This window comes from Streptomyces meridianus, from assembly GCF_023703325.1.
Lineage (GTDB): Bacteria > Actinomycetota > Actinomycetes > Streptomycetales > Streptomycetaceae > Streptomyces > Streptomyces meridianus.
Map to the genome: position 1 here is coordinate 78,148 of NZ_JAMQGM010000016.1, position 26,863 is coordinate 105,010.

The 26,863-nt window shown below is 70.7% G+C and carries 26 protein-coding genes and 1 pseudogene; 19 read left to right on the forward strand and 8 right to left on the reverse strand.

The genetic code is table 11. The annotated features are described in order from the left end of the window. Positions 1-41: 41 nt before the first annotated feature. Entirely contained in the window at positions 42-1,226 is a 1,185-nt protein-coding gene (locus M1E25_RS07425; RefSeq protein ID WP_251411559.1) for a zinc-dependent alcohol dehydrogenase, read from the reverse strand. A 154-nt stretch (positions 1,227-1,380) separates the two neighbouring features. Here M1E25_RS07425 and M1E25_RS07430 point away from each other — a divergent pair, with 154 nt between their 5' ends. Next, positions 1,381-2,361 (forward strand): SDR family NAD(P)-dependent oxidoreductase, encoded by a 981-nt coding sequence (locus M1E25_RS07430; RefSeq protein ID WP_251411562.1) that lies wholly within the window; start codon positions 1,381-1,383, stop codon positions 2,359-2,361. A 46-nt stretch (positions 2,362-2,407) separates the two neighbouring features. Here the strand turns inward: M1E25_RS07430 and M1E25_RS07435 are convergent, their stop codons facing one another. Then, positions 2,408-3,040, reverse strand: coding sequence for an HhH-GDP family DNA glycosylase (locus M1E25_RS07435; protein ID WP_251411564.1), 633 nt, complete (start codon positions 3,038-3,040; stop codon positions 2,408-2,410). A gap of 181 nt (positions 3,041-3,221) precedes the next feature. Here M1E25_RS07435 and M1E25_RS07440 point away from each other — a divergent pair, with 181 nt between their 5' ends. Continuing rightward, positions 3,222-3,548, forward strand: coding sequence for a plasmid stabilization protein (locus tag M1E25_RS07440; RefSeq protein ID WP_251411567.1), 327 nt, complete (start codon positions 3,222-3,224; stop codon positions 3,546-3,548). 43 nt (positions 3,549-3,591) lie between these two features. Here M1E25_RS07440 and M1E25_RS07445 read toward each other — a convergent pair whose 3' ends face one another. Then, positions 3,592-4,758: a methyltransferase gene (locus M1E25_RS07445; RefSeq protein WP_251411570.1), complete on the reverse strand. Its 1,167-nt coding sequence runs from the start codon at positions 4,756-4,758 to the stop codon at positions 3,592-3,594. A gap of 204 nt (positions 4,759-4,962) precedes the next feature. Between M1E25_RS07445 and M1E25_RS07450 the strand changes: the two genes are divergently transcribed. The 7 genes from M1E25_RS07450 (at position 4,963) to M1E25_RS07480 (ending at position 11,435) form a co-directional block, all read left to right on the forward strand. Next, complete coding sequence (locus M1E25_RS07450; RefSeq protein WP_251411573.1) at positions 4,963-5,904, forward strand: 2-hydroxyacid dehydrogenase; 942 nt, start codon at positions 4,963-4,965, stop codon at positions 5,902-5,904. Positions 5,905-6,170: 266 nt separating this feature from the next. Beyond that, positions 6,171-7,601: a histidine kinase gene (locus M1E25_RS07455; protein WP_251411576.1), complete on the forward strand. Its 1,431-nt coding sequence runs from the start codon at positions 6,171-6,173 to the stop codon at positions 7,599-7,601. Next, positions 7,598-7,990 (forward strand): roadblock/LC7 domain-containing protein, encoded by a 393-nt coding sequence (locus M1E25_RS07460; RefSeq protein ID WP_251411579.1) that lies wholly within the window; start codon positions 7,598-7,600, stop codon positions 7,988-7,990. Before M1E25_RS07455 ends, M1E25_RS07460 begins: the two co-directional genes overlap by 4 nt. Continuing rightward, entirely contained in the window at positions 7,987-8,334 is a 348-nt protein-coding gene (locus tag M1E25_RS07465) for a DUF742 domain-containing protein (protein WP_251411582.1), read from the forward strand. Before M1E25_RS07460 ends, M1E25_RS07465 begins: the two co-directional genes overlap by 4 nt. Further along, entirely contained in the window at positions 8,306-8,914 is a 609-nt protein-coding gene (locus M1E25_RS07470; protein WP_251411585.1) for a GTP-binding protein, read from the forward strand. Before M1E25_RS07465 ends, M1E25_RS07470 begins: the two co-directional genes overlap by 29 nt. 41 nt (positions 8,915-8,955) lie before the next feature. Next, positions 8,956-10,188, forward strand: a complete 1,233-nt coding sequence (locus M1E25_RS07475; protein WP_251411691.1) for a cytochrome P450 — start codon at positions 8,956-8,958, stop codon at positions 10,186-10,188. Continuing rightward, on the forward strand, positions 10,185-11,435 hold the full coding sequence (locus M1E25_RS07480) for a cytochrome P450 family protein (protein ID WP_251411588.1): 1,251 nt from the start codon (positions 10,185-10,187) through the stop codon (positions 11,433-11,435). Before M1E25_RS07475 ends, M1E25_RS07480 begins: the two co-directional genes overlap by 4 nt. 34 nt (positions 11,436-11,469) lie before the next feature. Here the strand turns inward: M1E25_RS07480 and M1E25_RS07485 are convergent, their stop codons facing one another. Further along, positions 11,470-12,177 (reverse strand): RNA-guided endonuclease InsQ/TnpB family protein, encoded by a 708-nt coding sequence (locus M1E25_RS07485; RefSeq protein WP_505016599.1) that lies wholly within the window; start codon positions 12,175-12,177, stop codon positions 11,470-11,472. 88 nt (positions 12,178-12,265) lie between these two features. On the opposite strand from M1E25_RS07485, the gene M1E25_RS07490 reads away from it, so the two are divergent. The 3 genes from M1E25_RS07490 (at position 12,266) to M1E25_RS07500 (ending at position 15,421) form a co-directional block, all read left to right on the forward strand. Continuing rightward, positions 12,266-13,048: a phosphodiesterase gene (locus tag M1E25_RS07490; protein WP_251411590.1), complete on the forward strand. Its 783-nt coding sequence runs from the start codon at positions 12,266-12,268 to the stop codon at positions 13,046-13,048. Between the two features lie 69 nt (positions 13,049-13,117). After that, on the forward strand, positions 13,118-14,698 hold the full coding sequence (locus M1E25_RS07495; RefSeq protein ID WP_251411593.1) for an IS1182 family transposase: 1,581 nt from the start codon (positions 13,118-13,120) through the stop codon (positions 14,696-14,698). Between the two features lie 192 nt (positions 14,699-14,890). Beyond that, a complete protein-coding gene (locus tag M1E25_RS07500; RefSeq protein ID WP_251411596.1) occupies positions 14,891-15,421 on the forward strand; it encodes a GNAT family N-acetyltransferase in 531 nt (176 codons plus the stop codon). A 24-nt stretch (positions 15,422-15,445) separates the two neighbouring features. Here M1E25_RS07500 and M1E25_RS26005 read toward each other — a convergent pair. Then, positions 15,446-15,719 (reverse strand): annotated as a pseudogene (locus M1E25_RS26005) (IS5 family transposase); the annotation flags it as partial. 206 nt (positions 15,720-15,925) lie between these two features. On the opposite strand from M1E25_RS26005, the gene M1E25_RS07510 reads away from it, so the two are divergent. After that, a complete protein-coding gene (locus M1E25_RS07510; RefSeq protein ID WP_251411599.1) occupies positions 15,926-16,951 on the forward strand; it encodes a polyprenyl synthetase family protein in 1,026 nt (341 codons plus the stop codon). A 91-nt stretch (positions 16,952-17,042) separates the two neighbouring features. Here the strand turns inward: M1E25_RS07510 and M1E25_RS07515 are convergent, their stop codons facing one another. After that, a complete protein-coding gene (locus M1E25_RS07515) occupies positions 17,043-17,465 on the reverse strand; it encodes a TOBE domain-containing protein (protein WP_251411602.1) in 423 nt (140 codons plus the stop codon). A gap of 213 nt (positions 17,466-17,678) precedes the next feature. On the opposite strand from M1E25_RS07515, the gene M1E25_RS07520 reads away from it, so the two are divergent. The 3 genes from M1E25_RS07520 (at position 17,679) to M1E25_RS07530 (ending at position 20,911) form a co-directional block, all read left to right on the forward strand. Continuing rightward, on the forward strand, positions 17,679-18,083 hold the full coding sequence (locus M1E25_RS07520; RefSeq protein WP_251411605.1) for a TOBE domain-containing protein: 405 nt from the start codon (positions 17,679-17,681) through the stop codon (positions 18,081-18,083). Between the two features lie 142 nt (positions 18,084-18,225). Next, positions 18,226-18,939 carry a molybdate ABC transporter substrate-binding protein gene (modA, locus tag M1E25_RS07525; protein ID WP_285830512.1) on the forward strand — a complete coding sequence of 238 codons (714 nt, stop codon included), beginning with the start codon at positions 18,226-18,228 and terminating at the stop codon, positions 18,937-18,939. A 13-nt stretch (positions 18,940-18,952) separates the two neighbouring features. Continuing rightward, positions 18,953-20,911 (forward strand): ABC transporter permease, encoded by a 1,959-nt coding sequence (locus M1E25_RS07530; RefSeq protein ID WP_251411610.1) that lies wholly within the window; start codon positions 18,953-18,955, stop codon positions 20,909-20,911. Positions 20,912-21,129: 218 nt separating this feature from the next. On the opposite strand, the gene M1E25_RS07535 is transcribed toward M1E25_RS07530, so the two are convergent. Both M1E25_RS07535 and M1E25_RS07540 read right to left on the reverse strand, forming a co-directional pair. Then, positions 21,130-21,648: a hypothetical protein gene (locus tag M1E25_RS07535; RefSeq protein ID WP_251411612.1), complete on the reverse strand. Its 519-nt coding sequence runs from the start codon at positions 21,646-21,648 to the stop codon at positions 21,130-21,132. Further along, a complete protein-coding gene (locus tag M1E25_RS07540) occupies positions 21,645-22,475 on the reverse strand; it encodes a ferritin-like domain-containing protein (RefSeq protein ID WP_251411616.1) in 831 nt (276 codons plus the stop codon). The genes M1E25_RS07535 and M1E25_RS07540 overlap by 4 nt, the downstream gene beginning before the upstream one ends. Positions 22,476-23,322: 847 nt before the next feature. Between M1E25_RS07540 and M1E25_RS07545 the strand changes: the two genes are divergently transcribed. The 3 genes from M1E25_RS07545 to M1E25_RS07555 all read left to right on the forward strand — a co-directional run bounded on the left by M1E25_RS07545 (position 23,323) and on the right by M1E25_RS07555 (position 26,857). Continuing rightward, positions 23,323-23,547: a type A2 lantipeptide gene (locus M1E25_RS07545; protein ID WP_251411618.1), complete on the forward strand. Its 225-nt coding sequence runs from the start codon at positions 23,323-23,325 to the stop codon at positions 23,545-23,547. Between the two features lie 224 nt (positions 23,548-23,771). Beyond that, the gene (locus M1E25_RS07550) at positions 23,772-24,575 is read left to right on the forward strand and encodes an HlyD family efflux transporter periplasmic adaptor subunit (protein WP_251411621.1); all 804 of its coding nucleotides are present in this window, start codon (positions 23,772-23,774) and stop codon (positions 24,573-24,575) included. After that, a complete protein-coding gene (locus M1E25_RS07555; RefSeq protein ID WP_308290401.1) occupies positions 24,572-26,857 on the forward strand; it encodes an NHLP family bacteriocin export ABC transporter peptidase/permease/ATPase subunit in 2,286 nt (761 codons plus the stop codon). Before M1E25_RS07550 ends, M1E25_RS07555 begins: the two co-directional genes overlap by 4 nt. Positions 26,858-26,863: the final 6 nt, after the last annotated feature.

The following is a 26,863-nucleotide window of genomic DNA, read 5'->3' on the forward strand; positions in this document are numbered from 1 at the left end:
CGTGCCTCCGGGTGAGGGCCCGCACCCGTCGTGTCGGGACGTCACGGGGTGAGCAGAGTCTTGACCATGCCGTCCTTCTTCGCCTGGAACGTCGCGTACGCCTTTGGGCCGTCCTCGAGCGGCAGTTTGTGTGTCGCGAAGGTCTCGACCCCGAGCGGGTCAGCGTCGTCCAGCAGCGGCAGGATGTCGTCCACCCAGTGCTTGACGTTGGCCTGACCCATGCGCATCCGGACCTGCTTGTCGAACAGTGTCAGCATCGGAACGGGGTCCACCGAGCCGCCGTAGACCCCGATGACGGAGATCGTCCCGCCCCGGCGCACGGCGTCGACGGCGGTGTTGAAGGCCGCCATGCGGTCCACGCCCGCCTTCGTCATCATCTTCTGGGCCATCGCGTCGGGGAGCAGGCCCGCGAAGTTCTGCGCGGTTCTGGCGCCGGGGGAGCCGTGGGCCTCCATGCCGACGGCCTCGATGACGGAGTCGGTGCCGCGGCCGTCGGTGAGCCGGCGGATCTCCTCCCCGGTGTCCTTGCCGTGCTCGCGGAGATCGAGCGTGTGCACGCCGCGCTCCCGGGCCCGTGCGAGCCGTTCGGGCACGAGGTCGATGCCGATCACCTGCCCGGCACCCCGGTGCAGGGCGATGCGGCACGCCATGTCGCCGATGGGCCCGAGCCCGATCACCGTCACGCTGCCACCCGGAGGGATGTGCGCGTACTCCACAGACTGCCAGGCCGTCGGCAGAACGTCCGAGAGGTAGACGAAGCGCTCGTCCGGCGGACCGTGCGGCACCTTGATGGGCAGCGTGTCGCCGAACGGCACCCGCAGGTACTCCGCCTGGCCCCCCGGGACCTGGCCGTAGAGCTTGGAGAACCCGAACAGGGAGGCCCCCATGCCCCGGTCCCGCACCTGCGTGGTCTCGCACTGGGACTGGAGGCCCCGGCTGCACATCCAGCAGGTGCCGCAGGAGATGTTGAACGGCACGACCACGCGGTCCCCGGGCGCGAGCGCGGTGACTTCGTGGCCCACTTCCTCGACGATGCCCATCGGTTCGTGGCCGAGGATGTCACCGGGGTCGAGAAACGGGCCGAGCACTTCGTAGAGATGCAGGTCCGAGCCGCAGATGCCGGTGGACGTGATCCGCACGATGACGTCCGTCGGATCGACGATCTTCGGATCGGGAACGGTGTCGATGCGGACATCGCGCTTTCCGTGCCAGGTCAGGGCCCTCATGGCGCCTCCTCCGCGAACCCCCGGGTCGTGACGCCTTCGGGGTTCCCGCGGGCGGCAACGGGAAACAGTGGCATCGGTGGGGTCCTGCCGACGTGCGTGAGGGCTGTCGGCGAGGGAGTGTGTGAGGGTTCCGCCGTCTCCGGAAAGAGGCCCCATGCCCGCCTCCGAACTGCAGGGACTGTCCGCCGTGGTCACCGGGGGCTCGCGCGGTCTCGGACTGCTCCTGGCCCGCGAACTGGGTCGGGCCGGCTGCGACGTCACCATCGCCGCCCGCGACGGAAAGGAGCTCGCCGCGGCGGCGGGTCTGCTGGCCGCCTCGCACGGGGTGCAGGTCCGCACACTGGTCTGCGACGTACGCGATCGCGACGCCGTGCACGAGCTCATGGCACAAACCGCCGCACGGGCCGGGGGAGTGGACGTCGTCCTGGCGAACGCCGGTGTCATCCAGGTCGGCCCGGTCGGCGACGGCGCGGTCGGCGTCGGGGAGTTCAGGAATGCGATGGAGACGATGTTCTTCGGCGCCCTCCACACCTCGTTGGAGGCCCTGCCGTATCTGCGGCGGAGTCCTGCGGGCGGCAGGCTGGCCCTCACCGGCTCCATCGGCGGTCTGATGGCCGTGCCGCACCTGCTGCCCTACTCCTGTGCGAAGTCGGCGATCGGATCCCTGGCGGAAGGGCTGCGGGAGGAGATGGCGCACCGGGGTGTCAGCGTCACCGCGGTGCATCCCGGGCTCATGCGGACCGGATCGCATCTGCAGGCGATGTTCACCGGCGACACCGGCCGCGAGTACGCCTGGTTCGCCTCCCTGGCCGGGTTGCCCGTCCTGTCGATGAACGCCGAGCGCGCGGCGGCCCGCATCGTCGGAGCCGTCGAGCGCCGCAGGCCGCGCCTGGTCCTCACCCCTGCCGCCCGGCTGGCGGCCCGGGCGCACGGGGTCGCTCCCGTGCTGGTGACCCGGGCCAACTCCGTTCTGGCCCGTCTGCTGCCGGCGGTCGACGGGACCGCGCCGGGGGGCGTCCCGGTGCGGGGGGCGGATGTCACGATGCCGGGATCCGCCGCCCGGTCGAGGCTGGTCGGTCTGTGCAGCCGGCTGAACGAGAGGGCGGCGGACCGCTTCAACCAGCGGCCGGCCTGAGGCGTTCCGGCCCGCCGGAAGACGTGTCCGGCCGGGATACGGCGTCTCAGGCCGCTTCGAGGACCGACTCCGCGGCCTCGTCGCGCAGCGCGACGCGAACCAGCGCGGCCGCCAGCCGGGGCAGATCCCCCGGGGCCACCAGCCGCGTGAGGGCCTCCGGTTTCGATGGCAGGCCGAGCCGTTCCGCGCCGTCGAGCGCCTTGCGGTCCAGGTGGGGCGCGACTTCGGGCCAGATGCCCTGCACCTCGCGCAGGAAGATGTCCACCCCGGCCGGGCCGATGCCGGGAAACTCCCGGAGCAGCCGTGCGAGGTCACCGCTCTCGTGCATCCGTCGCAGGTCCCCCCGGTAGGAGTCGCGGACCAGCTCGGCGACCTTGCCGAGCTGCGTGGCCGTCCGTTCGTCGTAGCGCCGGTATCCGCCCTCGCCGAGCGCGTCCACCCGCTCCTGCCAGGTGGCGTCGGCCATCCCGCGTGGATCGCCCATGCCTGCGCCGAACAGGGCCCGGGCAGTGGCGACCGCGACGTCCGCCCTGATCCGGGCCGACAGCAGATCGGCCAGCACGAGCAGCCGGAACAGGGGAACGGGAGTGTCGCGCAGGGTGATCCCCGCCTCGGAGGCGTACGTTCTGCCCTGCTGCGCCAGCAGAGCGCGCACCACTGCTTCGTCCCTCTTGGTCATGACGGCGTCACCTGCCTCGTCGCTCGTCGCCCATCCGGAGGAAAACCTTCCGGTCCCTGACGGGTCCCCTGTGACGGTGCCACCCACTCCACCCGCCTCGTACCGTTTCGGGTCGCGTCGCGCGGGAAACCGGGCGCACGAAGAGGCTTCCCCCTCGACGACCGAGCACAGGAGGTGCGTGATGCCGCAGGGAGCAGGCCGCAAGCGGGAGCGGCAGTACGAGCACATCAAGGAAGGCGCCGAGAAGCGCGGTACGCCGCCCGGCCGCGCCAAGGAGATCGCCGCGCGCACGGTCAACAAGGAGCGGGCCCGCGCCGGGGAGTCGAAGCAGGCGTCGAAGTCCTCGCTCCGTGATCCGAAGTCGGCCTCGCAGCGCGGCGGACAGCGCTCGCACAGCGGCCCCAAGGGGCCGACCCGCGACCAGCTCTACAACGAGGCCAGGCAGCGCGGTGTCGAAGGCCGCTCCAAGATGACCAAGGACGAGTTGGCGAAGGCTCTCGGCCGCTGACGGGCCCCGCACTGCGCCGGCCTGCTCGCCCCCCCGGGCCCGGTCAGGCCGCTGCGTGCCGCCGGGCGCGCAGGACGACGAACTTCGGATTGCCCGCGACGAGTTCGCAATTCCCGAAGATCCGCCGCAGCGTCACGTGGTACCCCAGGTGCCGATTGCCCACGACCCGGAGCTCCCCGCCGGGCCGCAGCGCCGCGCGGGCCTGGAGGAACATGCGGCGGGCCGTGGCGTCGGTCGTCGCCCGGTGAGAGTGGAACGGCGGGTTGTTCAGCACCAGGTCCACCGACTCCGGCGGCACGTCCGCCAGTCCGTCTCCCGCCAGGAAGCGTGCCCGGCCGCCGCCGGGGTCGGCGTGCGTCCGGAAGGTCTCCTCGGCGGACGCCACCGCCTGGTACGACTCGTCGACGAACGTCACCCGGGCCCGGGGGTTGTCCAGTGCTGCCGCGAGGCCCACCACGCCGTTGCCGCACCCCAGGTCGACGACCTCCTCGGGCCCGCTGCGCCGCGGCAGGTTGGCCAGCAGGAACCGGGTGCCGATGTCGAGCCGGTCGGCGCAGAAGATCCCGGCGTGATTGGTGACCCGGAGGCCCGAAACCGGGCCGATCCCGCCCGGCAGGTCGTACCGCAGGGGCCAGGGGCTCGGGCCCGGGTCGCGCTCCGGATCCGGCGCGCTGAGGATCAGACGCGCCTTCTTCACCGCGAGGGAAGTCCGGGTCGGGCCCACGATCCGCTCGAACAACTCGAGCGTCGAGGTGTGGATCTCCTTGACCATGCCCGTGCCGACGACGGCGGTCCCCGGGTGCAGAGCGGGGGCGAGCCGGTGCAGCTGGTCCTCGAGCAGGGCCAGGCTCTTGGGCACCCGGACCAGCAGGACGTCGATGCGCTCCGGCGGGGTGTCGCGGGTGGACAGCATCCGCGCCGCTCCGGTGCCGGCTCCGCTGCGTGTCAGGTTGGCGCGGGTCGCCTCCTGGCCGAGGAACGAGTCGGTGATCTGGACCGGCCCGTGTCCGGCCAGGGCGGTGGTGATCGCCCCCCACCGGTCGCCGACGACGACCACCGTGCCCGACAGGTCCACCGGGTCGCCGTCCGTCCCCGCGAGGTACCGGAGCAGGTACTCGTCCGCCGCGTCCCAGGCGCGGAGCGGATCACTGGGGTTCTCGGGGAAGCGGGTGAGGTCGAAAGCCCCCCACGACGTCGTCAAGCGGTTCATGGTCCGTTCAGGCTAGCCGAGCCGCCGCCGCGGCCTGCTCCGGCGCCGGAGCAGGCCCCTGAGCAGCAGAATTCCCGGGGGCCGGTGCCGACCGGCGGTTCCACGGCGAGGCCCGTCCTGTTAGGACTGGACGCAGAGACCCACGGCCGGGGTGGCGGGCCGCTCAGCACAGCGCCACCGCTGATCGACAAGGAGAACGGACCGATGAGCGAGCCGCACGGCCTCGACGTCCTCGTACCCCGGCGCGACCTCGAACAGCGCCACGGACCGTGGCCGGACGGCGTGCGCGTGCACGTCTGGGACGGGCTGACCTCCGAGGACGACCTGCCCCAGGACGTGCTCGACCGGATCGGGCTGTGGGTGCTGCCCTACGCCGTGCCCGGCGCGGAGCGCCTGCTGAAGCGGCTGCCGTCGCTGCGCTGCGCGCAGTCCCTCAGCGCCGGAGTGGAGAAGCTGCTGCCGCTGATACCCGACGGTGTCGCCCTCCACAACGGCCGCGGGCTGCATGACGACAGCACGGCCGAGCACGCGCTCGCCCTGATCCTCGCGGCACAGCGGGACCTGCCGCAGTGGGTGGCCGACCAGCGGGAGGGGCGCTGGGAGCCGCACTTCACCCGCTCGCTCACCGACTCCCGGGTCGCCGTCGTCGGTTACGGGTCCATCGGCACTGCTCTGGAACGTCGGCTGCTCGCCTGCGGCGCCGAAGTGGTGCGGGTCGCACGCCGTGCCAGGCCGGACGAGGACGTGCACGCCGTGACGGAACTGCCGCGGCTGCTGCCCGAGGTGGACATCGCTGTCCTCATTCTTCCCGAAACCCCGTCCAGCATCGGGCAGTTCGGGGCCGAGGAGCTTGCGGCGATGCCGGACGGCGCACTCGTCGTCAACGTGGGCCGGGGGCGCACGCTGGACACCGACGCCCTGCTGGCCGAGGTCACCGCGGGAAGGCTCCGCGCCGCACTCGACGTCACCGATCCCGAGCCGCTGCCCGGGGACCACCCGCTGCGCAGCGCTCCCGGCGTTCTCATCACCCCGCACGTCGCCGGAGGGTCGGCCTGCTACTGGCCGCGCGCGGACCGGCTGATCGTGGAGCAGGTGCGCCGCTTCGCCGTCGGGGAGCCGCTCCTCAACCCCGTGCTGCGGGACTGATACCGCGGGGCGTCGCCGGCGGAGACCGGTCGGAACGGGGCCGCCGGGACAGGGCTGTTGGAACAGGGTCATTCCACGACGACCGGCCGGAGTTGTGCGTGGTGCGGATGTGAATCCAGTGGCGCTGGGGGACAGCTGTGGCCAATGGTCGCTACCATCGCAACTACCCGTCATCATCAACGGAGTTGATGATGACGGGTGCGCCGCCCCCACCTGCGCGGCAGACCTGACCGCGATGCCCCCACTGTGAAAGCGGCATGTACGCCATGCACTTACGAGTACCTTCTCCCCGTCCCTCCCCACCGTCGCGGGTGCTGTGGCTCGCCGCGCTGCTCCTCGGCACCGCCACCGCGGTCGCGCAGTTCGGCTCGGCAGCCGGCTGGTGGTCTTCCGAAGCCGGGGGAGCCGCGTTCGCCGCGCCGCTCTTGCCGGTCCTGGTCGTGCTCCTGTGGCGGCGGCACATCACCGGCCTCCGTGCACTCGACCGGGCCCGTCGGCAGGAGGAACGGACCCGGCAGGAGGCGGCTGCCGCCGCCGAGGAGCGGACGGCCGCGCTGCGGGCCGCGCTCGCGCAGTGGAGCGAGCGCCTGCGGGCCGTGCTCGACGACCGTGACCCCGCACCGGCCGTCCCGGGGGGCTACCGGACGGACGGCGAACTCGCCGGAGTCCTCGAGGGCCTGTTGAAGGAGGTGCGCACCGCCAAGGACACCGACCGGGAGACTTACGAACACGCCGTCGTCTTCCTGACCCAGCGCGTGCAGAGCGGCGCCCTGCAACTTCAGAACAAGGCCGAGACACTGACCCGCAGCGGGGACCCCGATCTCGTCTCGCTCGGCATGGAGATGGACCACCAGGCCACCTTCCTCGCCCACCTGACACAGAGCCTGCGGTTGTTGTGCGGCGAGTGGACCGGCCAGCAGTGGCGCGAGACCGTTCCGCTCACCGACGTCGTCCGAGCCGCCGCCGGACGCATCACCGAATTCCGCCGGGTCGACATCACCGGCGAGATCGACATGGGCGTGAAAGCACAGGCGGCGGAGTGGGTGATCCACCTGGTGGCCGAGTTGCTGTCGAACGCCACCTTGTTCTCCGCCCCCCGGCACCGTGTGAGCGCGTCGGTCGAACTCGTCCAGCGGGGGGCGGTCATCCAGATCGACGACCGCGGGCTCGGCATGAACGAGGGCCAGTTGGAGACCGCGCACCGCATCGCCTCGGGACGGCTCGTGGTCGGCCTGCGCGACCTCGACACACCGCAGATCGGTCTGCCCGTGACCGGTGTCATCGCCCGGCGCTTCGACATCGAGGTCGGCCTGGACCGCTCCCCGTACGGGGGTGTGCGGGCCGTCGTCCTCGTCCCGCAGACCCTGCTGGAGGTGGTCGACCCCGCCGTGCCCACCGCCGAACGGCCCGCGCAGAGTGCCCCGGCGGTAACGAGAAGGCCCGGCGACGCACCTGTGGCGCGAACGGAGACGAACCGCTCCAGCGCAACGGCTGCCGACACCTCGACCCCCTCCGGGCTGCCTCAGCGCACCTCCCGCCGGAGCCGGACAGCGGCCCCGCCCCCGTCGGACAACGGCCGGCCGGCGCCCGCCGCGGCCGATGCCGGCGCAGAGGCCGACGCCGAGCAGTGCGCTCGGTTCATGCATCAGTTCCTGAGCGGCTCGCCCGCCCCCGAGGCCCCCGAGGGAGACCAGTGACCAACACCGGCAACGACTGGATGATCAGCGAGGTCGTCGACCTTCCCGGCGTGCGGCACGCCCTGGTGCTCAGCATGGACGGCATGGTCAAACACCGTTCACCGGACCTCGCCGACCCGGACGCGGAGAAGATCGCCGCTGCGGCCTCCGGCCTGCACTCCCTCGCGGCCGGTATCGGCGAGCTCATGGGCAGCGGCGAGATCACCCAGCAGATGATCGAGTGGAGCGGCCACTACCTCTTCCTCCGCAGCTCCGGCGACGGCTCCCGGCTGGCCGTGCTGACCGACCGGAACATCGACCCCGGGCTGATCGCCTCCCAGATGGTCCTGCAGATCAAGCGGTTCGGCGAGCACATGGCAACTCCGGCCCGGGGGCAGTCGACGCCGTGACCGGCCCCGGTGGACCCGTCCGCTCGTACGTGCTGACCGGGGGCCGCTCGGAGGCCCCCTTACGGCTCGGCGTGGAGACCCTGCTGGAAGCCACCGGCGCCGTCGACACCCTGCCCCTGACGGCGAGCCGGCACCACCGACGGCTCTGGCACATGTGCCGGGAACGCCTCTCGCTCGCCGAAGCCGCCGTCCACCTCGGCCTGCCGATCAGCGTCACCACCATCCTCGCCTGCGACCTGCTCGCATCGGGTCACCTCACGAGACGCTCGCCCGGACCGAAACCACCCGACACCGACACGCTTCTCGAGGTTCTCCATGGTCTCCGCAGCCGGCTCAGCGTCTGAACCGCAGTATCTGCCGCCGACAGCCACGAAGTCCGCCAAAATCGTCGTCGTCGGCCAGTTCGGTGTCGGCAAGACCACGCTCGTCGGTTCCGTGAGCGAGATCGAACCGCTGCGCACCGAGGAGCGCATCACCCAGGCGAGCGTCGACATCGACGACCTCTCCGGCCTGGAGACCAAGCGGACCACCACGGTCGCCATGGACTTCGGCCGCATCACCGTCACCGACGACCTGGTGCTCTACCTCTTCGGTGCGCCCGGCCAGCGCCGCTTCTGGGACCTGTGGAAAGGACTGGTCGTGGGGGCGATCGGGCTGCTTGTCATCGTGGACACCCGGCGGCTGGCCCAGAGCTTCGAAGTCCTCGACCAACTGGAGGAACAGGGCATGCCCTTCGCCGTGGCCGTGAACAACTTCCCCGACTCGAAGCACTACAGCGAGGACGAACTACGAGCCGCACTGGACCTGCTGCCCGACACCCCGGTCGTCTCCTTCGACGCCCGCGACCACGACTCCTCGCTCGAAGCCCTCATCGCCCTGGTGGCCAGTGCCGCCCGGCACACCCCTCTGGAGAGCACCGCGTGACCACCCACGCCCCGGGCGACGGATGCCCCGCCTCCGGCCGCATGCCCCTGATCGCCATCACGGGATCACGCGACCCGCACCCCGTCTACCGGCACCTGCGCGCCGAACACGGTCCCGTCGCACCCGTCACCCTCGAACCCGGCGTCCCCGCCTGGCTGGTCATGGGCTACGACGAGATCCGGCAGATCACCGAACGCGAACCGCTGTTCTCCCGCGACGCCCGCAACTGGCGCGACCTCAACGACGGCCTGGTGTCCCCGCATTCGGGCCTGCTGCCGATGATGGCCTACCGGCCCAACGTCATCGGCGCCGACCAGCACGAGCACCGCCGGCTCAGGAAACCGCTCGACGACGGAGTCGCCCACATCGACCACCGTACCCTGCGCCGAGAGGTCCAGGAGCTGTGCACCGAACTCGTCGACGGCTTCGTCCAGGAGGGCCGGGCCGACCTCGTCGCCGACTTCGCCGCCCACGTCCCCATGCTCGCCGTAGCCCGCCTCTTCGGCCTCGACACCGCCCAGGGCCACGAACTGCGCCGCGCCCTCATCGCGCTGTTCGGCAGCCAGGACGACTCCCAGGCCGGCAACCGCAGCTTCGAACAGATCCTCCACGACACCCTGCGACAGCGTCGGAAACGCCCCACAAACGACTTGACCAGCCAGTTCCTCCAACACCCCGATCTGCGCGACGACTCCGAGATCCTGCAGTCCATGGTCGTGATGATCTCTGCAGGCAACGAGACCACGACCTGCTGGATCGCCCACACCCTCTACCGCATGATCACCGACCCCGGCTTCGACGCACGCCTGCGGGGCGGACGGCTCGGCGTGGACGAGGCCCTCGACGAAGTGCTGTGGCGCGAACCGCCCATGACCCACATGCCGGCCCGCTACGCCCTGCGGGACACCGAACTCGGCGGCCGCCGCATCCGGCGCGGCGACGTCCTCGTCCTCGGCCTGGCCGCCGCCAACAGCGACCCGGGCCTGGGCACGGCCGACCAGCGGCCCCAGGGCAACCGGGGCCACATGGCCTACTCCGCCGGCCCGCACATGTGCCCGGCGCGGACCACCGCCCGCGTCATCACCCGCACCGCCGTCAGCACCGCACTCCACCTGCTGCCCGGTCTCACCCTCACCGTCCCCGCCGCGGACATCACCTGGAACCCCTCGCCCTGGACCCGCTGCCCCGCCGCACTGCCGGTGACCTTCGAGGAACCGCACTACCGGACGTCCGACCCCGCACGCCGCCGCCCAGAAAGGCAGGACTCCTCATGACCGACCCCGCCCAGGTGCCCCACCTGACCCTCGACCCCGCCGGAGCCGACCACCAGGGCGAGGCCGCCCGGCTGCGCGAGCTCGGCCCCGTCGTCCGCATCACCCTGCCCGGAGACGTCACCGCATGGAGCGTCACCCGCCACGACCTGATCGCCGACCTCGTCACCGATCCCCGCGTCTCCAAGGACTGGCGCAACTGGAACGCCATCAAACGCGGTGAGATCCCCGACGGATGGCCGCTGATCGGCATGGTCAAGGTCACCAACATGGTGACCGCCGACGGCCAGGAGCACCGCCGGCTGCGCAAGCTCATCAGCCAGACGTTCACTCCCCGCCGGGTGGAGGACATGCGCGGTACCGTCGCGGAGATCGTCGAACGGCTCGTCTCCGAACTCCCCGGGCACGCCGGTCCTGACGGCACGGTAGACCTGCGCCCGCACTTCGCCTACCCCGTGCCCATGCAGGTGATCAGTGACCTGTTCGGTGTCCCCATGGACGACCGGCCGCCGCTGCGGGACGCCGTCGACAAGATCTTCCGCTCCGACCTCGATCCCGAGACGGTCCTCGCGAACCAGATCGAGCTCTACAAGATCCTCGCCCGGGTCGTCGAAACCCGCCGCAAGGATCCGGGGGACGACCTCACCAGCGACCTCGTCGCGGCCCGGGACGCCGATCCGGACGCGCTGACCGAGGAGGAACTCGTCGGAACCCTGCTGCTGATGCTCGCGGCCGGCCACGAAACCACCCTGAGCCTGATCGTCAACGCCGTGCGCGCCCTGCTCACCCACCCCGGCCAACTCGCCCTCGTCCGGCGCGGCGAGGTCTCCTGGGCGGAGGTCGTGGAGGAGACCCTCCGCTGGGACGCGCCCATCGGCAACTTCCTCGCCCGCTATCCCCTCGAGGACATCGACATCGCAGGCACCGTCATCCCCGCGGGCGAGGCGATCATGGCCCCCTACAGCGCCGCCGGCCGCGACGCATCCCACCACGGCCCCGACGCCGACCGCTTCGACATCACGCGCACCCAGCAGCGCCACCTGTCGTTCGGCCACGGGCCGCACGTCTGCCTGGGCGCCCCCCTCGCCCGGCTGGAGGCCACCACTGCCCTGGAGGCACTCTTCGACCGGTACCCGGACCTGAGCCTGGCGGCCGAACCGGACGAGCTCCCGCCCGTGCCCTCGATGTTCTCCAACAGCGCGAGCACCCTGCCGGTGCGCCTCGGCGGAGGAGGGAACCCGACTCCTTGATGTGTTCTCCTGGCTGAAGCCGGTGGATTCCTGCTTACCTTGCGGTAGCGGGCCTGACGCGCTTCGCGCGCCTGACGACTGCCCACCCGGCAGCCGGGATGAGCGCGAGGCCCATCCGGTACAGGTGCAAGACGTTCCGGGCTGCGTTGCGGTCGGCGTTGCCTGACCAGCCGCAGTCCGGGTTCTTGCACACGAACACGGCCTGGGTCTCCCGGCTGCCGGGCGTGGTGAAGCCGCACGCTGAGCAGCGCCCGGAGATGCCGGGTGCGGGGACTTTGTGCAGGGTGCCGCCGTGCCGGGCGGTCTTGTATGTCAGCAGGGTGACCGTCCGGCCCCATGCCTCCCCGCTGATGGAGCGGTTCAGCCCGGACTTCTGGGCAACGTTCTTCCCCGGCTCCTCGATGGTCCCCTTGGCCGACTTGACCATGTTCGTGATGGTGAGTGCTTCGACCACGATCGTGCCGTATGTGCGGGCGATGGCGGTGGTCGTTTGGTGCTGCCAGTCCAGGGCCCTGCGCTTGGCTTTCGCGCGGAGTCCTGCGATCTGGTCGTAGGTGTGGTGCAGTCGGCGGCTGGTGCGTTCGCCGGGCTTGCGGTGCCGCTTGCGCTGAGCGGCGCGCTGTTCCAGGGCCCCGCCCTGAAGGGCGGAGCCCTGGCCAAGATAAGAGGTGGACGCACCGCCGTCACGGTGGCAGGCAGGGAGACCGAACGGGCCGGCGCCGGCCCGCGTGCTGCCCGACACGCCTGTTCCCGGTGGGAGTTCCGGTGATCGTGGTTCGCCCTGAGCATGACCGATTGCCGTCGTCGCAGCGGTGTTGGAGTGTGCGGGGATGACCGCATCCGTCGCGCACATCAGTGACCCGCACATCACGACCGGCCCGCTCGCCGGCCCCCCAGCGGAAGGGCTGTACCGGGCGCTCGGCCGCGTGCTCACGCTCGCCCCGCGGCCCGACTGCGTCGTGATCACCGGAGACCTCGTCGAGCGAGGTGATCCGGAGGAGTACCGGGCGTTGCGCGAGGTGATCGGCCGTTTTCCTCTGCCGCTGCACGTGGTGGCCGGCAACCACGACGACCCCGGGACGCTCCTGGAGGAGTTCGGCGGCACACGGTTCCTCGGTGGCGCGGCGCGGACGCACTACGCAGTGGATTTCCCGGCGTTCACGCTGATGGCCCTCGACACGGCGGTTCCCGGCTCGCCGGGAGGGCATCTGGGGGCCGCACAGCTGGAGTGGCTCGACGGGGTACTCGCCCGCAGGCCGGAGAGACCGGCGGTCGTCTGCCTGCACCACCCTCCGATCGCGGTCGGCATCCCGTTCCTGGACGGTATGCGCCTGGACGACGGTGAGGACCTGGCCGTCCTGCTCGCCCGGCACGGCAATGTCGCGCGGGTTCTGGCGGGCCATGTGCACCGCCCTGTCACCGCGGCCTTCGCGGGAAGCACCCTGTGCAGCGCCCCCAGCACCCATCTCCAAAGCGGTCTGGCACTGGACGGTGGCGTCCCCGACTACCTTCCGGAGCCGACGTCCTTCCTGCTGCACCTCGGCAGCGGTCCTTCCTGGGTGACCCACACGATCCCCGTCAGTCACGCCGCGGCACCGATCGCCTGTTACTAGAAGACTCATGAAGATCTTGGGGTTCTGGCCCCGCCGTGTGTGCGGCGGGGCCAGACTCATTTTGTGGTGATGGGGGAATGGGCCGGGGAGACGGTCGGGCCGGATGTGTGGGAGACCTGCCGGGAGTTGATTCCGGCTGGGAGTGTGTTCGCGTTTCTGGCCGAGCATCGTGGTGCGCTGTTTCCGGCGGAGATGTTCGCGGACATGTACCCGTCGGCGAACGGGCGGCCGAGTATGCCGCCGCAGATCCTGGCCTCGGCGGTCACGTTGCAGGCCCTTAACGGGCTGTCGGACTTCGAGACGGTCCAGGAACTGCGGTGTGACCTGCGGTGGAAGGCCGCCTGCGGGCTGGGCCTCAACGACATGGCGTTCGATCCGTCGCTGCTGGCCTACTTCCGCCGTCGCCTGAGCCGTTCGGCCCGGCCGAACCGGGTCTTCGAGGCCGTCCGCGAGGTCGTGAAGGCCACCGGGGTGCTCAGGGGCAAGCATCGGCGGGCGCTGGACTCCACTGTGCTTGACGATGCGGTGGCCACCCAGGACACCGTCACGCAGATCATTGCCGCCGTCCGGGCGGTGATCCGTGAGGTCCCCGGTGCCGCCGAGGTGGCCGCGGCGCAGTGCACCGCGCACGACTACACCGACCCCGGCAAGCCCCGTATCGCCTGGAACGACGAGCAGGCCCGGGCGGGGCTGGTCGATGCCCTGGTCGGAGACGCGCTGCGGCTGCTGGGACACCTGCCCGAGCAGCAGTTGGGCGAGAAGGCCGCGAACGCGGTCGGCATCCTGGCCCTGGTCGCAGGTCAGGACGTGGAGCCGGCCCAGGACTCCGACGGCCGCGACGGGCGCTGGCGTATCACCAGGGGAACTGCACCGAACCGGATGGTCTCCACCGTCGACCCCGAAGCCCGGCACGTGCACAAGACCCGCACCCACCAGCAGGACGGATACAAGGCCCACCTGGCCACCGAGCCCGAGACCGGGTTATACACCGCCGTTGCCCTGACTCCCGGGGCCGGACCCGAGCACCACGAGGCCGCCGTCGGCATCGACCTGCTCGCCGAAGAGGAACAACCGGTGGACGCCTTCGGCGACACCGCTTACTCTACCGGCGACGCCCGCCAGGCCCTCGAAGCAGCAGGGCACCGGCTGTTCTTCAAACCCGCCCCGCTACGGCCGGCCGTCCCCGGCGGCTTCACGCTCGACGACTTCGTCATCGACACCACCGCCAACACGGTGACCTGCCCGAACGGACACACCGTCTCCCTGTCGGATCCCGGCGGGCAGCACCACCAGCGCAAGGCCACCTTCGGGAAACTATGCACTGGATGTCCCCTGCGTGAGCGATGCACCAAGGCCAGGACCGGCCGCATCCTGACCATCCGCCCGCACCACGACCTGTTGACCGCCGCTCGCCGCCAGGCCGCCACCGATCCCGACTGGCAAGCCGACTACCGCCGCTGGCGACCACCCGTCGAACGCGCTGTTGCCTGGCTCGTCCACCACGGCAACCGCAAACTCCGCTACCGCGGCACCATCGCCAACGACACCTGGCTCCACACCCGAGCCGCCGCCCTCAACCTCCGACGACTGATCAACCTCGGACTCACCCGGACCAACGGCACCTGGACGATCAACCCGGTCACTGCATAGATCGAGGGGCCACCCGGCCTACGACCGGACGGCCCCTCGCAAGATCTTCATGAGTCTTCTAGGGCCTGTTGCGAAAGTGGATCAAGGTCGTGGATGGTCACGTCCCACGCGGTATGACGGCGAGCAGCCGTGGCTCCGGATCAGCGCAAAAATTGTGATCCCGGGGGACGAACGAGTGCTAGCTTCGGCCGCATGCCTGAACTGATCGTACCCACAGGCCGGCTGCAATCCTCGTGGCTCGCAGCGCGTGACGAGTGGCCTCCAGGCGCCCACCAGGACGGGACAGGCCTGCGTCTCGCACCTGATGCCGACCTCGACAGCCCCGCCGTTTTTTTGGAGTGGGTCGAACGACTGCAACAGCAGTCGGACAGGTCAGTTGCTGTGGGAGAAGAGCGCGTCCATGCCACCCATTGGTGGATCGTCGAGGGCGACAGCTACCTGGGAGCCGTCGATCTGCGGCACTACCTGAACGCCCTTCTGCTCGACGTCGGCGGGCACATCGGCTACAGCATCCGGCCCTCCTTCCGGAGACGCGGCCTGGCAACGTGGGCTCTCGGGACGGTTCTACCCGAGGCCCGGGCGCTCGGCCTGGATCGAGTCCTCGTCACTTGCGACGACGACAACATCGGGTCGGCACGCAGCATCGAACGTAACGGTGGTGTCCTGGAAGATGTCCGCACGACTGACGCGGGCATCAAGCGCCGCTACTGGATCACTCTGTGAGCAGTGGTACGACTGTGCCGGTTGCAGCCACTCGTTGACAGCTGCGATCAACACGGTGGCTTCGTACCGGACCCGTGAGTTCGTCGTACCTCGTCGCCACGGACCTGTGGCGCTTCAGCCGGTTGATCCCGCATTCCACGGCATGGCGCTCCTTGTAGTCGTTCTTGTCGAACTTCGGTGGCCGCCCTCCGCGGGAGCCGCGTTCGGTGCGGTTGCGGACCTGGTCGGCCTTCTCGGGGATGGTGCAGCGGATCCGGCGTCTGCGTAGGCAGGAACGGTTGGCGCGGGAGCCGTAGGCGCGAGTCCGCTGCGAACGGCCTGCGCCGGTCGGCACAGGGCTCCAACGGGTGAACGCAGGCGTGGAACGACCTCCATGTGGGTAACAGAGAGTGATAGTCCGGTCGCGTCAGGTCCCGTCGGCCGGTGCCGTCCCCCGCCCCACCTCGGCGCCCCGTCCGCACGATCTGCGACCGCACTCGTTCCCGATGAGCAGACGGAGGCCGCGTGGTGCAGAGCGAACGAACGGCGCAGCAGATCACCGAGCACGTGATCGCCTACATGGAGCCCGCGCTGCGCGAGGCGACCCGCATGCTCAGCCAACCCGTCAGACGCATGACGGAGTACCACTTCGGCTGGGTCGACGCCGACGGCCGGGCCACGACACCGATCGGCTTCCGCCGCCGCCCCGCCCTGATGGCGCTGCTGTGCGCGGGCAGCACCGAGGACGCGTGGGACAGGGTGCGCAACGCGGCCGTCGCCGGCACGTTGATGTCCGCCGCCGGCACCGTGCACGACGACGTCCAGGACCGCGAGATGCTCCGCAAAGGGCGCCCCACGCTCTGGAACGCCTTCGGCACCGACGCGGCGATCCAGGTCGGGGTCGCCCTGCACTGCCTGGCTTTCGAACTTCTGGCGAACGAACCGCCGCGTGTTGCCGTCGAGTTGAGCCGCCGGGCTGCGCTCGCCATCCGTGAGTGCTGCTCCGGCCAGATCCGCGACCTCCAGGCCGAGGGCGAACCGCAGCCGGACCTCCAGGAATCCCTCGACCTGCTGGAGAGCACCATCGCCGTGCCCACCGCCGGCGTGGCGATGGTTGGCGCACTGGTCCGGGAGGCCGAGGACGACGAGGTCGCGGCAGCCGAGCGGTTCGGCTTCCACGCCGGAATGGCCATGGCCTTCTACGACGACTGGGAGGGCGTCTGGGGGACGTCCCGGGAGGCACTCGAGGACCCGCTGGCCGACCTGCGCCGGCGCAAGGCCCGGGCGTTCGTCTCCATTGCCCTGCAATCCGGCCGCCCGGCCCGTGACGAGCTGGCCGCCTTCTACGCGGGTTCCGGAGAGCCGAACCTCCGCGAACTCGAGCGCGTCGCCGACCTCGTCGAGGACTGCGGAGGCCGATCCTGGCTGGAGGCGCGCATCCGGGAGCACGTCACCCTGGCCGAGAAGGCACTGCCGGACGCGGTTGCGGACCCCGTCGCCCAGGGCCTGCTCGCCGCCTTCGTGCGCGCCCTCGCCGACGAACTCCCCTGACGGTCCGGGTCCGGAGGCCGGCGGCGTCGAGCCCTCGCCGGCCCGTCGGGTCGGGTGCCCCGGCGTTCCGAGCCGGTTCGTCCGCCCGGGATCAGCGCATCGAGGCGAGCGAGACCTCGGTCGCCTTGACGAGAGCGGTCACCGGGGAGCCCACGGTGATGCCGAGGTCGGTGACGGCGTCCCCGGTGACGACGGCTGTCAGGGTGGCACCCGGCACGGCCACCTTGACCGACGTCATGACGGCACCGGGGGAGACCGCCGTGACGGTTCCCGGAAGACGGTTGCGGATGCTGAGGCCGTCGACGGAGCCGGTGGCGAGCGCGACTTCGGTGGACTTGACCAGCACCTGTACCGGGGAGCCCTCGGCCAGGCCGAGTTCCTCGACGGACTCGCGCGTCACGGCGGCGGTCATCTCCTGGCCGCCGCGCAGGCGCACCGTGACGGAAGCCATCACCTCGCCGATGTCGAGACGGCTGACGGTTCCGGAGATCCGGTTGCGCGTACTCAGGTTCACGAGCGCCGCCTCACAGGAAGGGACAGGCCTGTTCCGTGCATCCTCGTTCCCATTGTCCGTGGTTCCCATGGGATCGCAGGGCGCGTGGACGTCCGGGAGGCCCGGAGTGTCGAAGACGGGCCCGGGATTTCCTCGTGGATGCCGATGCATGTGCAAGCCGAAAACGGCTGATCGTATTGCAGATGCAAGATGATGTGGCCTAGTTTTGCGCACATGCAGTCCTACACCATCGGCCGGGCGGCTCGGCTGCTGGGCGTGAGCCCGGACACCGCCCGTCGCTGGGCCGACGCCGGCCGGTTCGCCACGCACCGGGACGAGACCGGACGCCGTCTCGTCGACGGCAGGGACCTGGCCGCCTTCGCGGTGGAGGCGGCACAGGACGCTCCGGGCGTCCCGGGGGAGGAAGAGACCGCCCGCACCTCTGCGCGCAACGCCTTCCCCGGGATCGTCACAGCGGTGAAGCTCGGCGACATCGCCGCCCAGGTGGAGATCCAGGCCGGTCCCCACCGGCTCGTCTCCCTCCTCACCCGGGAGGCCGTCGAGGAACTCGGGCTGGAAGTGGGCATGCAGGCCACCGCCCGGGTGAAGTCCACCAACGTCCACATCGATCGCACCTGACGGAAGGGCGCACAGGCCGGTGGGCAACGCCTCCGGCGGACGCCGACACCGCCCGGGAGACCGGCGGCACAGCCGAGGAGACCACGACGTGAACCGAGCCCCCACCGTCCGCCGCGCCGCCACGGCTGCACTGGCCGCGGCGCTGCTGACACCGCTCGGCGCCTGCGCCGGCGGCGGCAGCAGCACACGCAGGACCGAGCTCACGGTGCTCGCCGCCTCGTCGCTCACCGACGTGTTCGAGGCCGCAGCCGCCGTGTACGAGAAGGAACACCCGGGCACGAAGCTGACGTTCTCCTTCGCCGGCTCCCAGGAGCTGGCTGCCCAGGTCGAACAGGGCGCCCCTGCCGACGCGTTGGTGACCGCCGACCTGAAGACCATGGACGGGCTCCGGGGCGAAACCGGGAAACCCGTCGTCATCGCCGGGAACCGTCTGGTGATCGCCACGGGCGAAGGCAACCCGAAGCACATCGAGAACCTGAGGGACCTGGCGGCCCCGGGCGCCAAGGTCGTCCTCGCCGCGGCCGAGGTCCCGGTGGGCCGCTACAGCAAGCAGGTCCTGGACGCACAGCGGATCGACGTCGATCCCGTCTCGCTCGAACCCAACGTGCGTGCCGTCCTCAGCAAGGTCGAACTCGGCGAGGCCGACGCCGGAATCGTCTACGCCACCGATGCCGCGACCGTGCCGGAGAAGTGCGACGCCGTCGAGATCCCCGACCGCGAGAACGCCGTCGCCTCCTACCCGGCAGCCACCCTGCGCGACTCCCGGCACGCCGACGAGGCGGCCGGGTTCGTCAGCTGGCTGAAGAGTCCGGAGGCGCAGAAGATCCTGCGCGGCGCCGGATTCCGGAAGCCGTGAGCCGAGCCGCACGGTGAGACCCCTACGGACCCGCCGGCCGCCAGGCACCGGCGCACCCCTGGCCCTGGCCGTCCCCGGCGTACTGGCCGTCGTCTTCCTCGTCGTGCCCCTCGCCGGGATCCTCGCCCGTACCCCGTGGTCCCGGCTGGGCACGCACCTTGCGGACGAGGACGTCACCCGGGCGCTCACGCTGTCCCTGACCGTCTCGCTCTGCGCGCTCGGCCTGTCCCTGCTGCTCGGCGTCCCCCTGGCCTGGCTGCTGGCCCGCGCCCACTTCCGCGGCAAGGCACTCGTCCGCTCGCTCGTCCTGCTGCCGATGGTGCTGCCGCCGACCGTGGGCGGTGTCGCGCTGCTGCTGGGCTTCGGCCGCCGCGGACTCCTCGGCCCCTGGCTGGAGGACGCGCTCGGCGTCACCCTTCCGTTCCACACCTCCGGCGCCGTGGTCGCGGCCACCTTCGTCGCCATGCCCTTCCTGGTCATCAGCCTCGAGGGCAGCATCGCCGGACTGCGCCCCCAGTACGAGGAGACCGCCGCATCCCTCGGCGCATCGCCGTTGCGGGTGTTCCGCACCGTCACCCTGCCCGCGGTCGCCCCCGGCCTCGTCGCCGGCGCCGCCCTGACCTGGGCCCGGGCCCTCGGCGAGTTCGGCGCCACCATCACCTTCGCCGGCAACCTGCCGGGAACCACCCAGACGCTGCCGCTCCAGGTCTACCTGCTGCTGCAGAACCGGCCGGAGGCCGCGACCTCCGTCTCGCTCCTCCTCCTGGGTGTCGCCATGGCCGTGCTGATCGCCCTGCGCGGACACTGGGCCGGGCCCGCCGCCGACCGCCGGGGTGGTTCCGGCCTCCGCCGCACCGCTGCGCAGGGGGCAGCCACCCGGCCGTCGCCGCCCGAACCGGCCGTCCGCAGACCCCCCGAAGAGGCCGGCCCGGGGGAGGAGTGGCCGGTGCACGCCGAGGTCACCGGCTTCGACCGGCTCGTCCTCGACGCCCGGCCCGGCACCACCATCGCCGTCGTCGGACCCAACGGCGCCGGGAAAACCACCCTGCTCAGAGCACTCCTCGGCCTCACCGCACACGCACACGCCACCGTCCGCATCGGCGATCGCGACGTCACGGGGCTCCCTCCGCACCGGCGCGGTATCGCCTGGGTCCCCCAGGACGGCGCACTGTTCCCGCACCTGACCGCGCGAGCCAACACCGCCTACGGACTGCGTGCCCAGGGCGCCGGCCGGGCCGAGGCGCGCCGGACCGCCCAGGAGTGGCTCGACCGGCTCCACGTCGGTCACCTCGCCGGCCACCGGCCCGCCCGGCTCTCGGGAGGCCAGGCCCAGCGGGTCGCCCTGGCCCGCGCCCTGGCCGCCCGCCCGCGGTTGCTGCTCCTCGACGAACCCCTTGCCGCGCTCGACCAGACCACCCGCGCCCACGTCCGGCACACCCTGCGCACCCACCTCGGCGGATTCGGCGGCGTCTGCCTCGTCGTCACCCATGACCCGGTCGAGGCCGTCTCCCTCGCGGACCGTGTGGTCGTCCTCGACGGGGGCCGTCTCGTCCAGGACGGGCCGCCGGCCGAGGTGACCCGGCGCCCTCGGACACCGTGGGTGGCCCGTATGCTCGGGCGCAACGCCTGGGCGGGAGTCGTGACCGGCGGGGTTCTGGAACTCGACGGCGGCGGGCGGCTGACGGCCGCCGAACCCCCGGCCGAGGGTGAGCGGGCGCTGGCCGTGGTCGCCCCGGAAGCGGTGACGCTCTACCGCAGCCGTCCCGACGGCAGCCCCCGCAACCTCAGGCCGGGCACGGTGGCCGAGGTGACCGGCGTCGGCAGCAGACTGCGGATCCTGGTCGTCTCCGACCGTGCTCCCGACGTCGTCGCAGAGGTGACGCCCTCCGCAGTCGCCGAACTCGGTCTCGCCGAGGGGGTGTCCGTCTGGACCGGCATCAAGGCCACGGAGGTCGTCGTCGTCCCGATCTGAGATCTGAGACGTCCCCACCATCCGGGGCTCCATGCCGAGGAGATCGGGCGCACCGGGACCAACCGGGCGACATCCCGCAGGCATTCGCCGTCTGCCGCCGATCGGTGAGGCTTTCAACCTGGGCCGCGCCCTGGGCCGAGCCCTGGCCCGGGGCGCGGTCGTCCACCCTTGATGTGTTCCCCGTCCTCGAGGACGGGGCTTGCACGCAGGATCGGCGATCAGTTCTCCGGGCCGTCGCCGTCCACGAGCCGGAAAGCGGGGCCCAGCACGGTCGTTGCGCCCGGAGCGCTGGGAATGGTGAGCAGTTTCCTGGCCTGACCCTCCAGAGCGAACATCATGGCCGTGACGTGGTGGAGCTCGCCGGGGTGGCCGTCGAACACCCGGTTCAGGGCACGGAGCATGTCGGTGTAGGCGCGGTCGCACTCCTCCGACGCCGCACGCTGGGGGGATCCCTCCGGCAGGGAAGCGGTGTCCGGGCTGTCGACCACGGGATGCACGCCGTCCGGGTCGAAGGGGATGGCGGGACCGTTGAACGTCCAGCCGTCCTCGGACTGCACCATCCGGCGGCCTTCGACGATCTCGCGGAACCGGTAGTAGTGGGCCAGGTCGTCGGGGTCGGCGGCAGGGCCGGCCGGCCCGGGCGCGGCGTGCGCTGGGGAGTTCTGCGGGAGGGCTCCGTACGCGGTGAGCAGGGCGGCTGCCCGGAGCGCTGCACGCCTGCTGATGGGAGTGGTCATGAGGCTTCCTTCCCGGTGGGCCGGAGCGAGGGGTCGAGAACGGGCGGCAGGGGCCCGGTGGTCGGGTCGGTGGGGGTTCCCTCGCCCTGGCGGATGATCTCGAATACGGCCCACAGGGCGGTTGTGGCATCGGTGACCCGGTACAGCCGGCCCGGCGCGCCGCGCCAGACGACCTGGCGCGCGGGGTCGCCGGTGAACAGGTCCTGGGTCTCGTCGAGGTCGATGATGGCCTGGGCGATCCGCTGGTAGAACCAGCCGATGGTGTGGTCCTCGAAGGTGGCGGCCAGGAAGAACCGCCGCGGCGCGTCGAGTTCCTCCTGGCCGAGCATCTCGATCATCCCGTTGTCGTCGACCGCCACGCCGAGCTGCTCGACCTCCTTCAGCGCGTTGCGGACGTGGTGCTGGACGGGCAGGTGCGGCTGCTCGACGGTCAGGAAGATGTCGCGGATCTGCTCGACCGAGCACTTGCGCAACGGGACGACGAGTCCGGGCTGAACGCCTCCGGGGAGCGGTCCCGGGTACTGGGGAACGGTGTCCGGGAGGCCGATCCTGGGTGTGGCGCCGACGGCGTTGAGGATGTTGCCCACGAGCGCCATGTGCAGCATCTCCTCCATCACGACGCTGCGGATGATCTCGGCGATCTCGCGATTGCGTCCGCGCTTGATGGAGAAGAGGGCGTACAGGTACAGGGGGATGGTGGCGTGCTCGAGGGCGAGTGCGGTCTGCAGAGCGCGGTGCAGCCCCGCGATGTCGTTGATCTCGGGTTCCGTGGACGACAGGTGCTGTGCCGGTTCCCCGGCCAGTCCCATCGGGGTGTGTGGGCCCATGGCTCACCTTTCCTGGTCGGGCCCGGGCGGAGGGGAATGGGCCCGGGCCGCGTGATCGACGGCTGCGAACGAGTGGAAAGGCGAAATGGACACTGTTTTTCGGCCGTATGGGGGTTGTGTCCGATCGGTGGCCCGGCCGGGTCGGTGCGCAGGGAGTGCGGCGCGCGCGGAACGCTGCCCGACTCGTCCGCCGATCCAGGCAAAAGCGAAGTCGATCGCTTTTGCAGCTGAAAAGGATTTCGGTCGGGCTTCTGCCGGACATGTCCATTTCGGGTCGTGGGGAATTCGGAGGTGCTCGGCGATTGTCCCGGAAGTGCCCCGTGGAGGGCGGTTGTTCACCTTTCGAGCCCTACCGTCCTGCGCGGTCGGCACCTGATTCCGACCCTCGGTATCCTGGGATGAACGGTTCATCGAAGGTCAAAATGCGCATGGCTCGGTGACGCTCGACACCCAATGTCGCTTTCATCGAACCTTCACATCTCGAATGCGAGAGGAGCACGAATCCCGGCATTGGTGCCGGCGGGTCGCCACGAGTGCAAAATTCGGTCCGCTTATGTCCCATCTGGACTGCCGGCGAGGGGGTGTTCGCGGAAATTGGCCACAAGGCGATGTGAAGAGATCGTCACTATCCGGTGGCCAACGGTGCACCTCGGGCGGATGCGGTGACGCAGAGTCAGGCCTTCGGGTGGCCTGCTGGGTCTCGGTCGTGATTTCCTTGCGGCACGCGGAAGTTGTAAACAGGACTCCGGTTACACGGGCCTCAGACGACCGTTGTACCGGCCGGATCGGCTTTGCCGACTCGGCCGACACCGTTCACAACCCCCAAACAACGAAGGGAAGTCAAGTCATGCGTCAGGACTTCACCCCCCAGGTCGAGACCCGCGAGATTGCCGACAGCGACCTGGACAACGTGTCCGGCGGCGTCGGCGTGAACCTCGACCCGGCCCTGGGTGCCGTGCAGGGTGCGCTCCCGGTCGCCGAGGTCACCGGCCTGGTCGGCCAGACCACCGGTGTCGACGTTGCCGGCGTGGCCGGTCAGGTCTCCGGCGTCACCGGCATCGCCGGCCTCTGAGCACGCCTTCGCCGCGCGGCTTTCGAGCCTGCGGCTCTGTTCGCCACGTCGGGATTCGATGAAATTCCGACGGTGCTGAACCGTGGGCCCCGAAGCATCCTGTTTCGGGGCCCATGTCTGCTTTCTGCCGACGCTTGACGGGGCCATCTGCGCATGTCGGGCCCTGTGTTACGGTCAGGCACTGCCGTGCCCGCCCGAGATGAATGCAGTTGAAGGAATAGTTCGTGGAGTTCCGCCAAAAGGCGCTTTCCAAGCTGCAGTCGCCCGAGGAGCTCGACGTACCGGTGCGCTTCGCCCGGCCGCAGGGCCGGCTCGTGCTCCTCGTGACGATCGCGGTCATGGCCGCTGCGTCCTTCTGGGCCGTCACCGGAACCATCTCCTCCAAGGTGAACGCACCCGGGATCCTTACCCATCAGGAGGGCAGTTATGTCCTCCAGAGTCCTGTCGCCGGCCAGGTGACCAAGGTGCTTGCCGAAGAGGGCGACATGCTGCCCCAGGGCGCGCCGCTCCTCGGCGTGCAGACCGACCGGGGCGTCCGCGCCGTCCGTACCGTCGCCTCCGGCCGGGTCACCACGATGGCCGCCAAGATCGGATCCGTCGTCACCCCCGGAGCCGACGTGGCGACCATCGAAAAGATCAGCAACGCCCGGGACCCCCTCGTCGCGGTGCTCTACGTGCCGGGCGACAACGGAGCGTCCGTCCCCGTGGGCACCCAGGTCGATCTGACCGTGCAGTCGGTGCCGACCCAGCAGTTCGGCGTCCTCCGCGGCAAGGTGAAGGCGGTCGGCAGGCCCCAGACCCGTCAGCAGATCACCAACTTCCTCGGCGACAGCCAACTGGGCGCGCAGTTCGCCGCCCAGGGCAAGCCCGTGGCGGTGCTCGTGCAGCTCGAGCGCTCGTCCACCACGAAGTCCGGTTACCGCTGGTCGTCCGAGAACGGGCCGCCGTACAAGCTCGACTCCACCATTCCGGTCAGCGGTGCCATCCACCTGTCGGAACAGCGTCCGGTCGATTGGCTCCTCCCGTGACACCGCCCAAGGAACCCGCCACTTCGCAGCACCGCCCGCCCGCGCCCCGCAGCCGCCGCCGCCCGCCCCAGGGAGGCAACCGCCGCCGTCCGACCCGGGCCAGGACCGAGCCCGTACCCAAGGGCCGCAAACCCCGGCGGGTGCGCACCCCCACCGTTCTCCAGATGGAGGCGGTGGAGTGCGGCGCGGCCTCACTGTCCATGGTGCTCGGCCACTACGGCCGCCACGTGCCGCTGGAGGAACTGCGCATCGCCTGCGGTGTCTCCCGCGACGGCTCACGGGCGAGCAACGTCCTCAAGGCGGCCCGCTCGTACGGTCTGCAAGCCAAGGGCATGCAGATGGAACCGGCCGCACTGGCCGAGGTCCAGGGGCCGGCCATCCTGTTCTGGGAGTTCAACCACTACGTCGTCTACGACGGCATGGGCAGCCGCTTCGGCCGGCAGGTCGTCTACATCAACGATCCCGCCAAGGGCCGCCGCGTCGTGTCGATGGAGGACTTCGACGGCAGTTTCACCGGCGTCGTCCTCACCTTCGAGCCCGGCCCCTCGTTCCGCAAGGGCGGCCGCAAGCCCGGGGTCATGAGCGCCATGCCCGCGCGCCTGCGCGGCACCTCCGGCACGATGCTGGCCGCGCTGATCGCGAGCTTCCTGCTGGTCGTCGTCGGCGCGTCCGTGCCCGCCCTGAGCCGCACCTACATCGACATGTTCCTGCTCGGGAACCAGACGTCGATGCTCGGAGTTCTCTTCGCGGCCATGGGCTCCGCCGTCGTGCTCACAGCCGTGCTCACCGGGCTGCAGCAGGCGAACCTGCTGCGCGGACGCATCATCTCCTCGACGCTGAGCAGCGCCCGCTTCTTCCGGCACCTGCTCCGACTGCCCGTCACGTTCTTCGCCCAGCGCAACCCGGCCGACCTCGTCCAGCGGCTGCAGTCCAACGACGCCGTCGCCGAGACCCTCGCCCGTGACCTCGCGGCAGCCGGCGTGGACACCGTCGTCGTCGTGCTCTACGCGTTCCTGCTGTGGACCTACGACCCGCAGCTGACCGTGGTCGGCGTGCTGATCGCCCTGCTCAACGTGGTCGCGATGCGCATCGTGATCCGCATCAGGGCCACCGGGACCCAGAAACTGCGGGCGGACAGCGCCCAGTTGACCAACACGTCCTACAGCGGGCTCCAGCTCATCGAGACGATGAAGGCGACCGGCGGCGAGAACGGCTACTTCCGCCGCTGGGCAGGGCAGCACGCCACCACCCTGGACACGCAGCAGCGACTCGGCGTGCCCAGCGCCGTGCTGGCCGTCGTCGCCCCCACACTCGCGGCCCTCAACAGCGCGATGATCCTGCTCATCGGCGGCATGCGGGCGGTCGAGGGCCACCTCTCGGTCGGTCTGCTCGTCGCCTTCCAGGCACTGGTGACCAGCTTCACGGCCCCGATCACCCGGCTCAACGGCGTGGCCGGCCGGATCCAGGACTTCGCCGCAGACGTCGCCCGGCTCAAGGACGTCGAGAGCTTCCCCGTCGACGCCCTCTACACCCGGCGCGAACCCGATGCGAGCACGCGCCGTCTCAAGGGGCACGTCACGCTGGAGAACATCACGTTCGGCTACAACCCGCTGGACAAGCCCCTTCTCACCGACTTCTCGCTCTCGGTCGGGCCGGGGCACCAGGTCGCCCTGGTCGGCGGATCCGGCAGCGGCAAGTCCACGGTCTCCCGCCTCATATCGGGCCTCTACAGTCCGTGGGAGGGCGTCATCCGCATCGACGGCCAGCGGCTGGACGAAATCTCCCGCAGCGCGCTGTCCGCCTCTGTCTCCTTCGTCGACCAGGACGTCTTCCTCTTCGAGGGGACCGTCCGCGACAACGTCGCACTGTGGGACCCCTCGATCACCGACGAGGCCGTCGTCGCCGCCCTGAAGGACGCCGCCATCCACGACGCGATCTCCCGACGTCCCGGCGGCATCCACAGCCGGGTGGAACAGGACGGTCGCAACTTCTCCGGCGGCCAGCGACAGCGCCTGGAGATTGCGCGGGCCCTGGTGCGGCGGCCCAGCATCCTCGTTCTCGACGAGGTGACGAGCGCCCTCGACGCCGAGACCGAGCAGACCATCATCGACAACCTCCGGCGGCGCGGCTGCGCCTGCGTGGTGATCGCGCACCGGCTGAGCACGGTCCGCGACAGCGACGAGATCGTCGTCCTCGACAGCGGAACGGTCGTGGAACGCGGCCGGCACGAGGACCTCGTCGCCGCCGGAGGGGCGTACGCCGAACTGGTCAAGGAGCACTGACGTGAC

Bases quoted from the DNA above. Each gene is read 5' to 3' on its own strand.
- M1E25_RS07425 (WP_251411559.1), bottom strand. From the start codon at position 1,226: ATGAGGGCCCTGACCTGGCACGGAAAGCGCGATGTCCGCATCGACACC.
- M1E25_RS07430 (WP_251411562.1), top strand. From the start codon at position 1,381: ATGCCCGCCTCCGAACTGCAGGGACTGTCCGCCGTGGTCACCGGGGGC.
- M1E25_RS07435 (WP_251411564.1), bottom strand. From the start codon at position 3,040: ATGACCAAGAGGGACGAAGCAGTGGTGCGCGCTCTGCTGGCGCAGCAG.
- M1E25_RS07440 (WP_251411567.1), top strand. From the start codon at position 3,222: ATGCCGCAGGGAGCAGGCCGCAAGCGGGAGCGGCAGTACGAGCACATC.
- M1E25_RS07445 (WP_251411570.1), bottom strand. From the start codon at position 4,758: ATGAACCGCTTGACGACGTCGTGGGGGGCTTTCGACCTCACCCGCTTC.
- M1E25_RS07450 (WP_251411573.1), top strand. From the start codon at position 4,963: ATGAGCGAGCCGCACGGCCTCGACGTCCTCGTACCCCGGCGCGACCTC.
- M1E25_RS07455 (WP_251411576.1), top strand. From the start codon at position 6,171: ATGCACTTACGAGTACCTTCTCCCCGTCCCTCCCCACCGTCGCGGGTG.
- M1E25_RS07470 (WP_251411585.1), top strand. From the start codon at position 8,306: ATGGTCTCCGCAGCCGGCTCAGCGTCTGAACCGCAGTATCTGCCGCCG.
- M1E25_RS07475 (WP_251411691.1), top strand. From the start codon at position 8,956: ATGCCCCTGATCGCCATCACGGGATCACGCGACCCGCACCCCGTCTAC.
- M1E25_RS07480 (WP_251411588.1), top strand. From the start codon at position 10,185: ATGACCGACCCCGCCCAGGTGCCCCACCTGACCCTCGACCCCGCCGGA.
- M1E25_RS07490 (WP_251411590.1), top strand. From the start codon at position 12,266: ATGACCGCATCCGTCGCGCACATCAGTGACCCGCACATCACGACCGGC.
- M1E25_RS07495 (WP_251411593.1), top strand. From the start codon at position 13,118: ATGGGGGAATGGGCCGGGGAGACGGTCGGGCCGGATGTGTGGGAGACC.
- M1E25_RS07500 (WP_251411596.1), top strand. From the start codon at position 14,891: ATGCCTGAACTGATCGTACCCACAGGCCGGCTGCAATCCTCGTGGCTC.
- M1E25_RS07520 (WP_251411605.1), top strand. From the start codon at position 17,679: ATGCAGTCCTACACCATCGGCCGGGCGGCTCGGCTGCTGGGCGTGAGC.
- M1E25_RS07535 (WP_251411612.1), bottom strand. From the start codon at position 21,648: ATGACCACTCCCATCAGCAGGCGTGCAGCGCTCCGGGCAGCCGCCCTG.
- M1E25_RS07540 (WP_251411616.1), bottom strand. From the start codon at position 22,475: ATGGGCCCACACACCCCGATGGGACTGGCCGGGGAACCGGCACAGCAC.
- M1E25_RS07545 (WP_251411618.1), top strand. From the start codon at position 23,323: ATGCGTCAGGACTTCACCCCCCAGGTCGAGACCCGCGAGATTGCCGAC.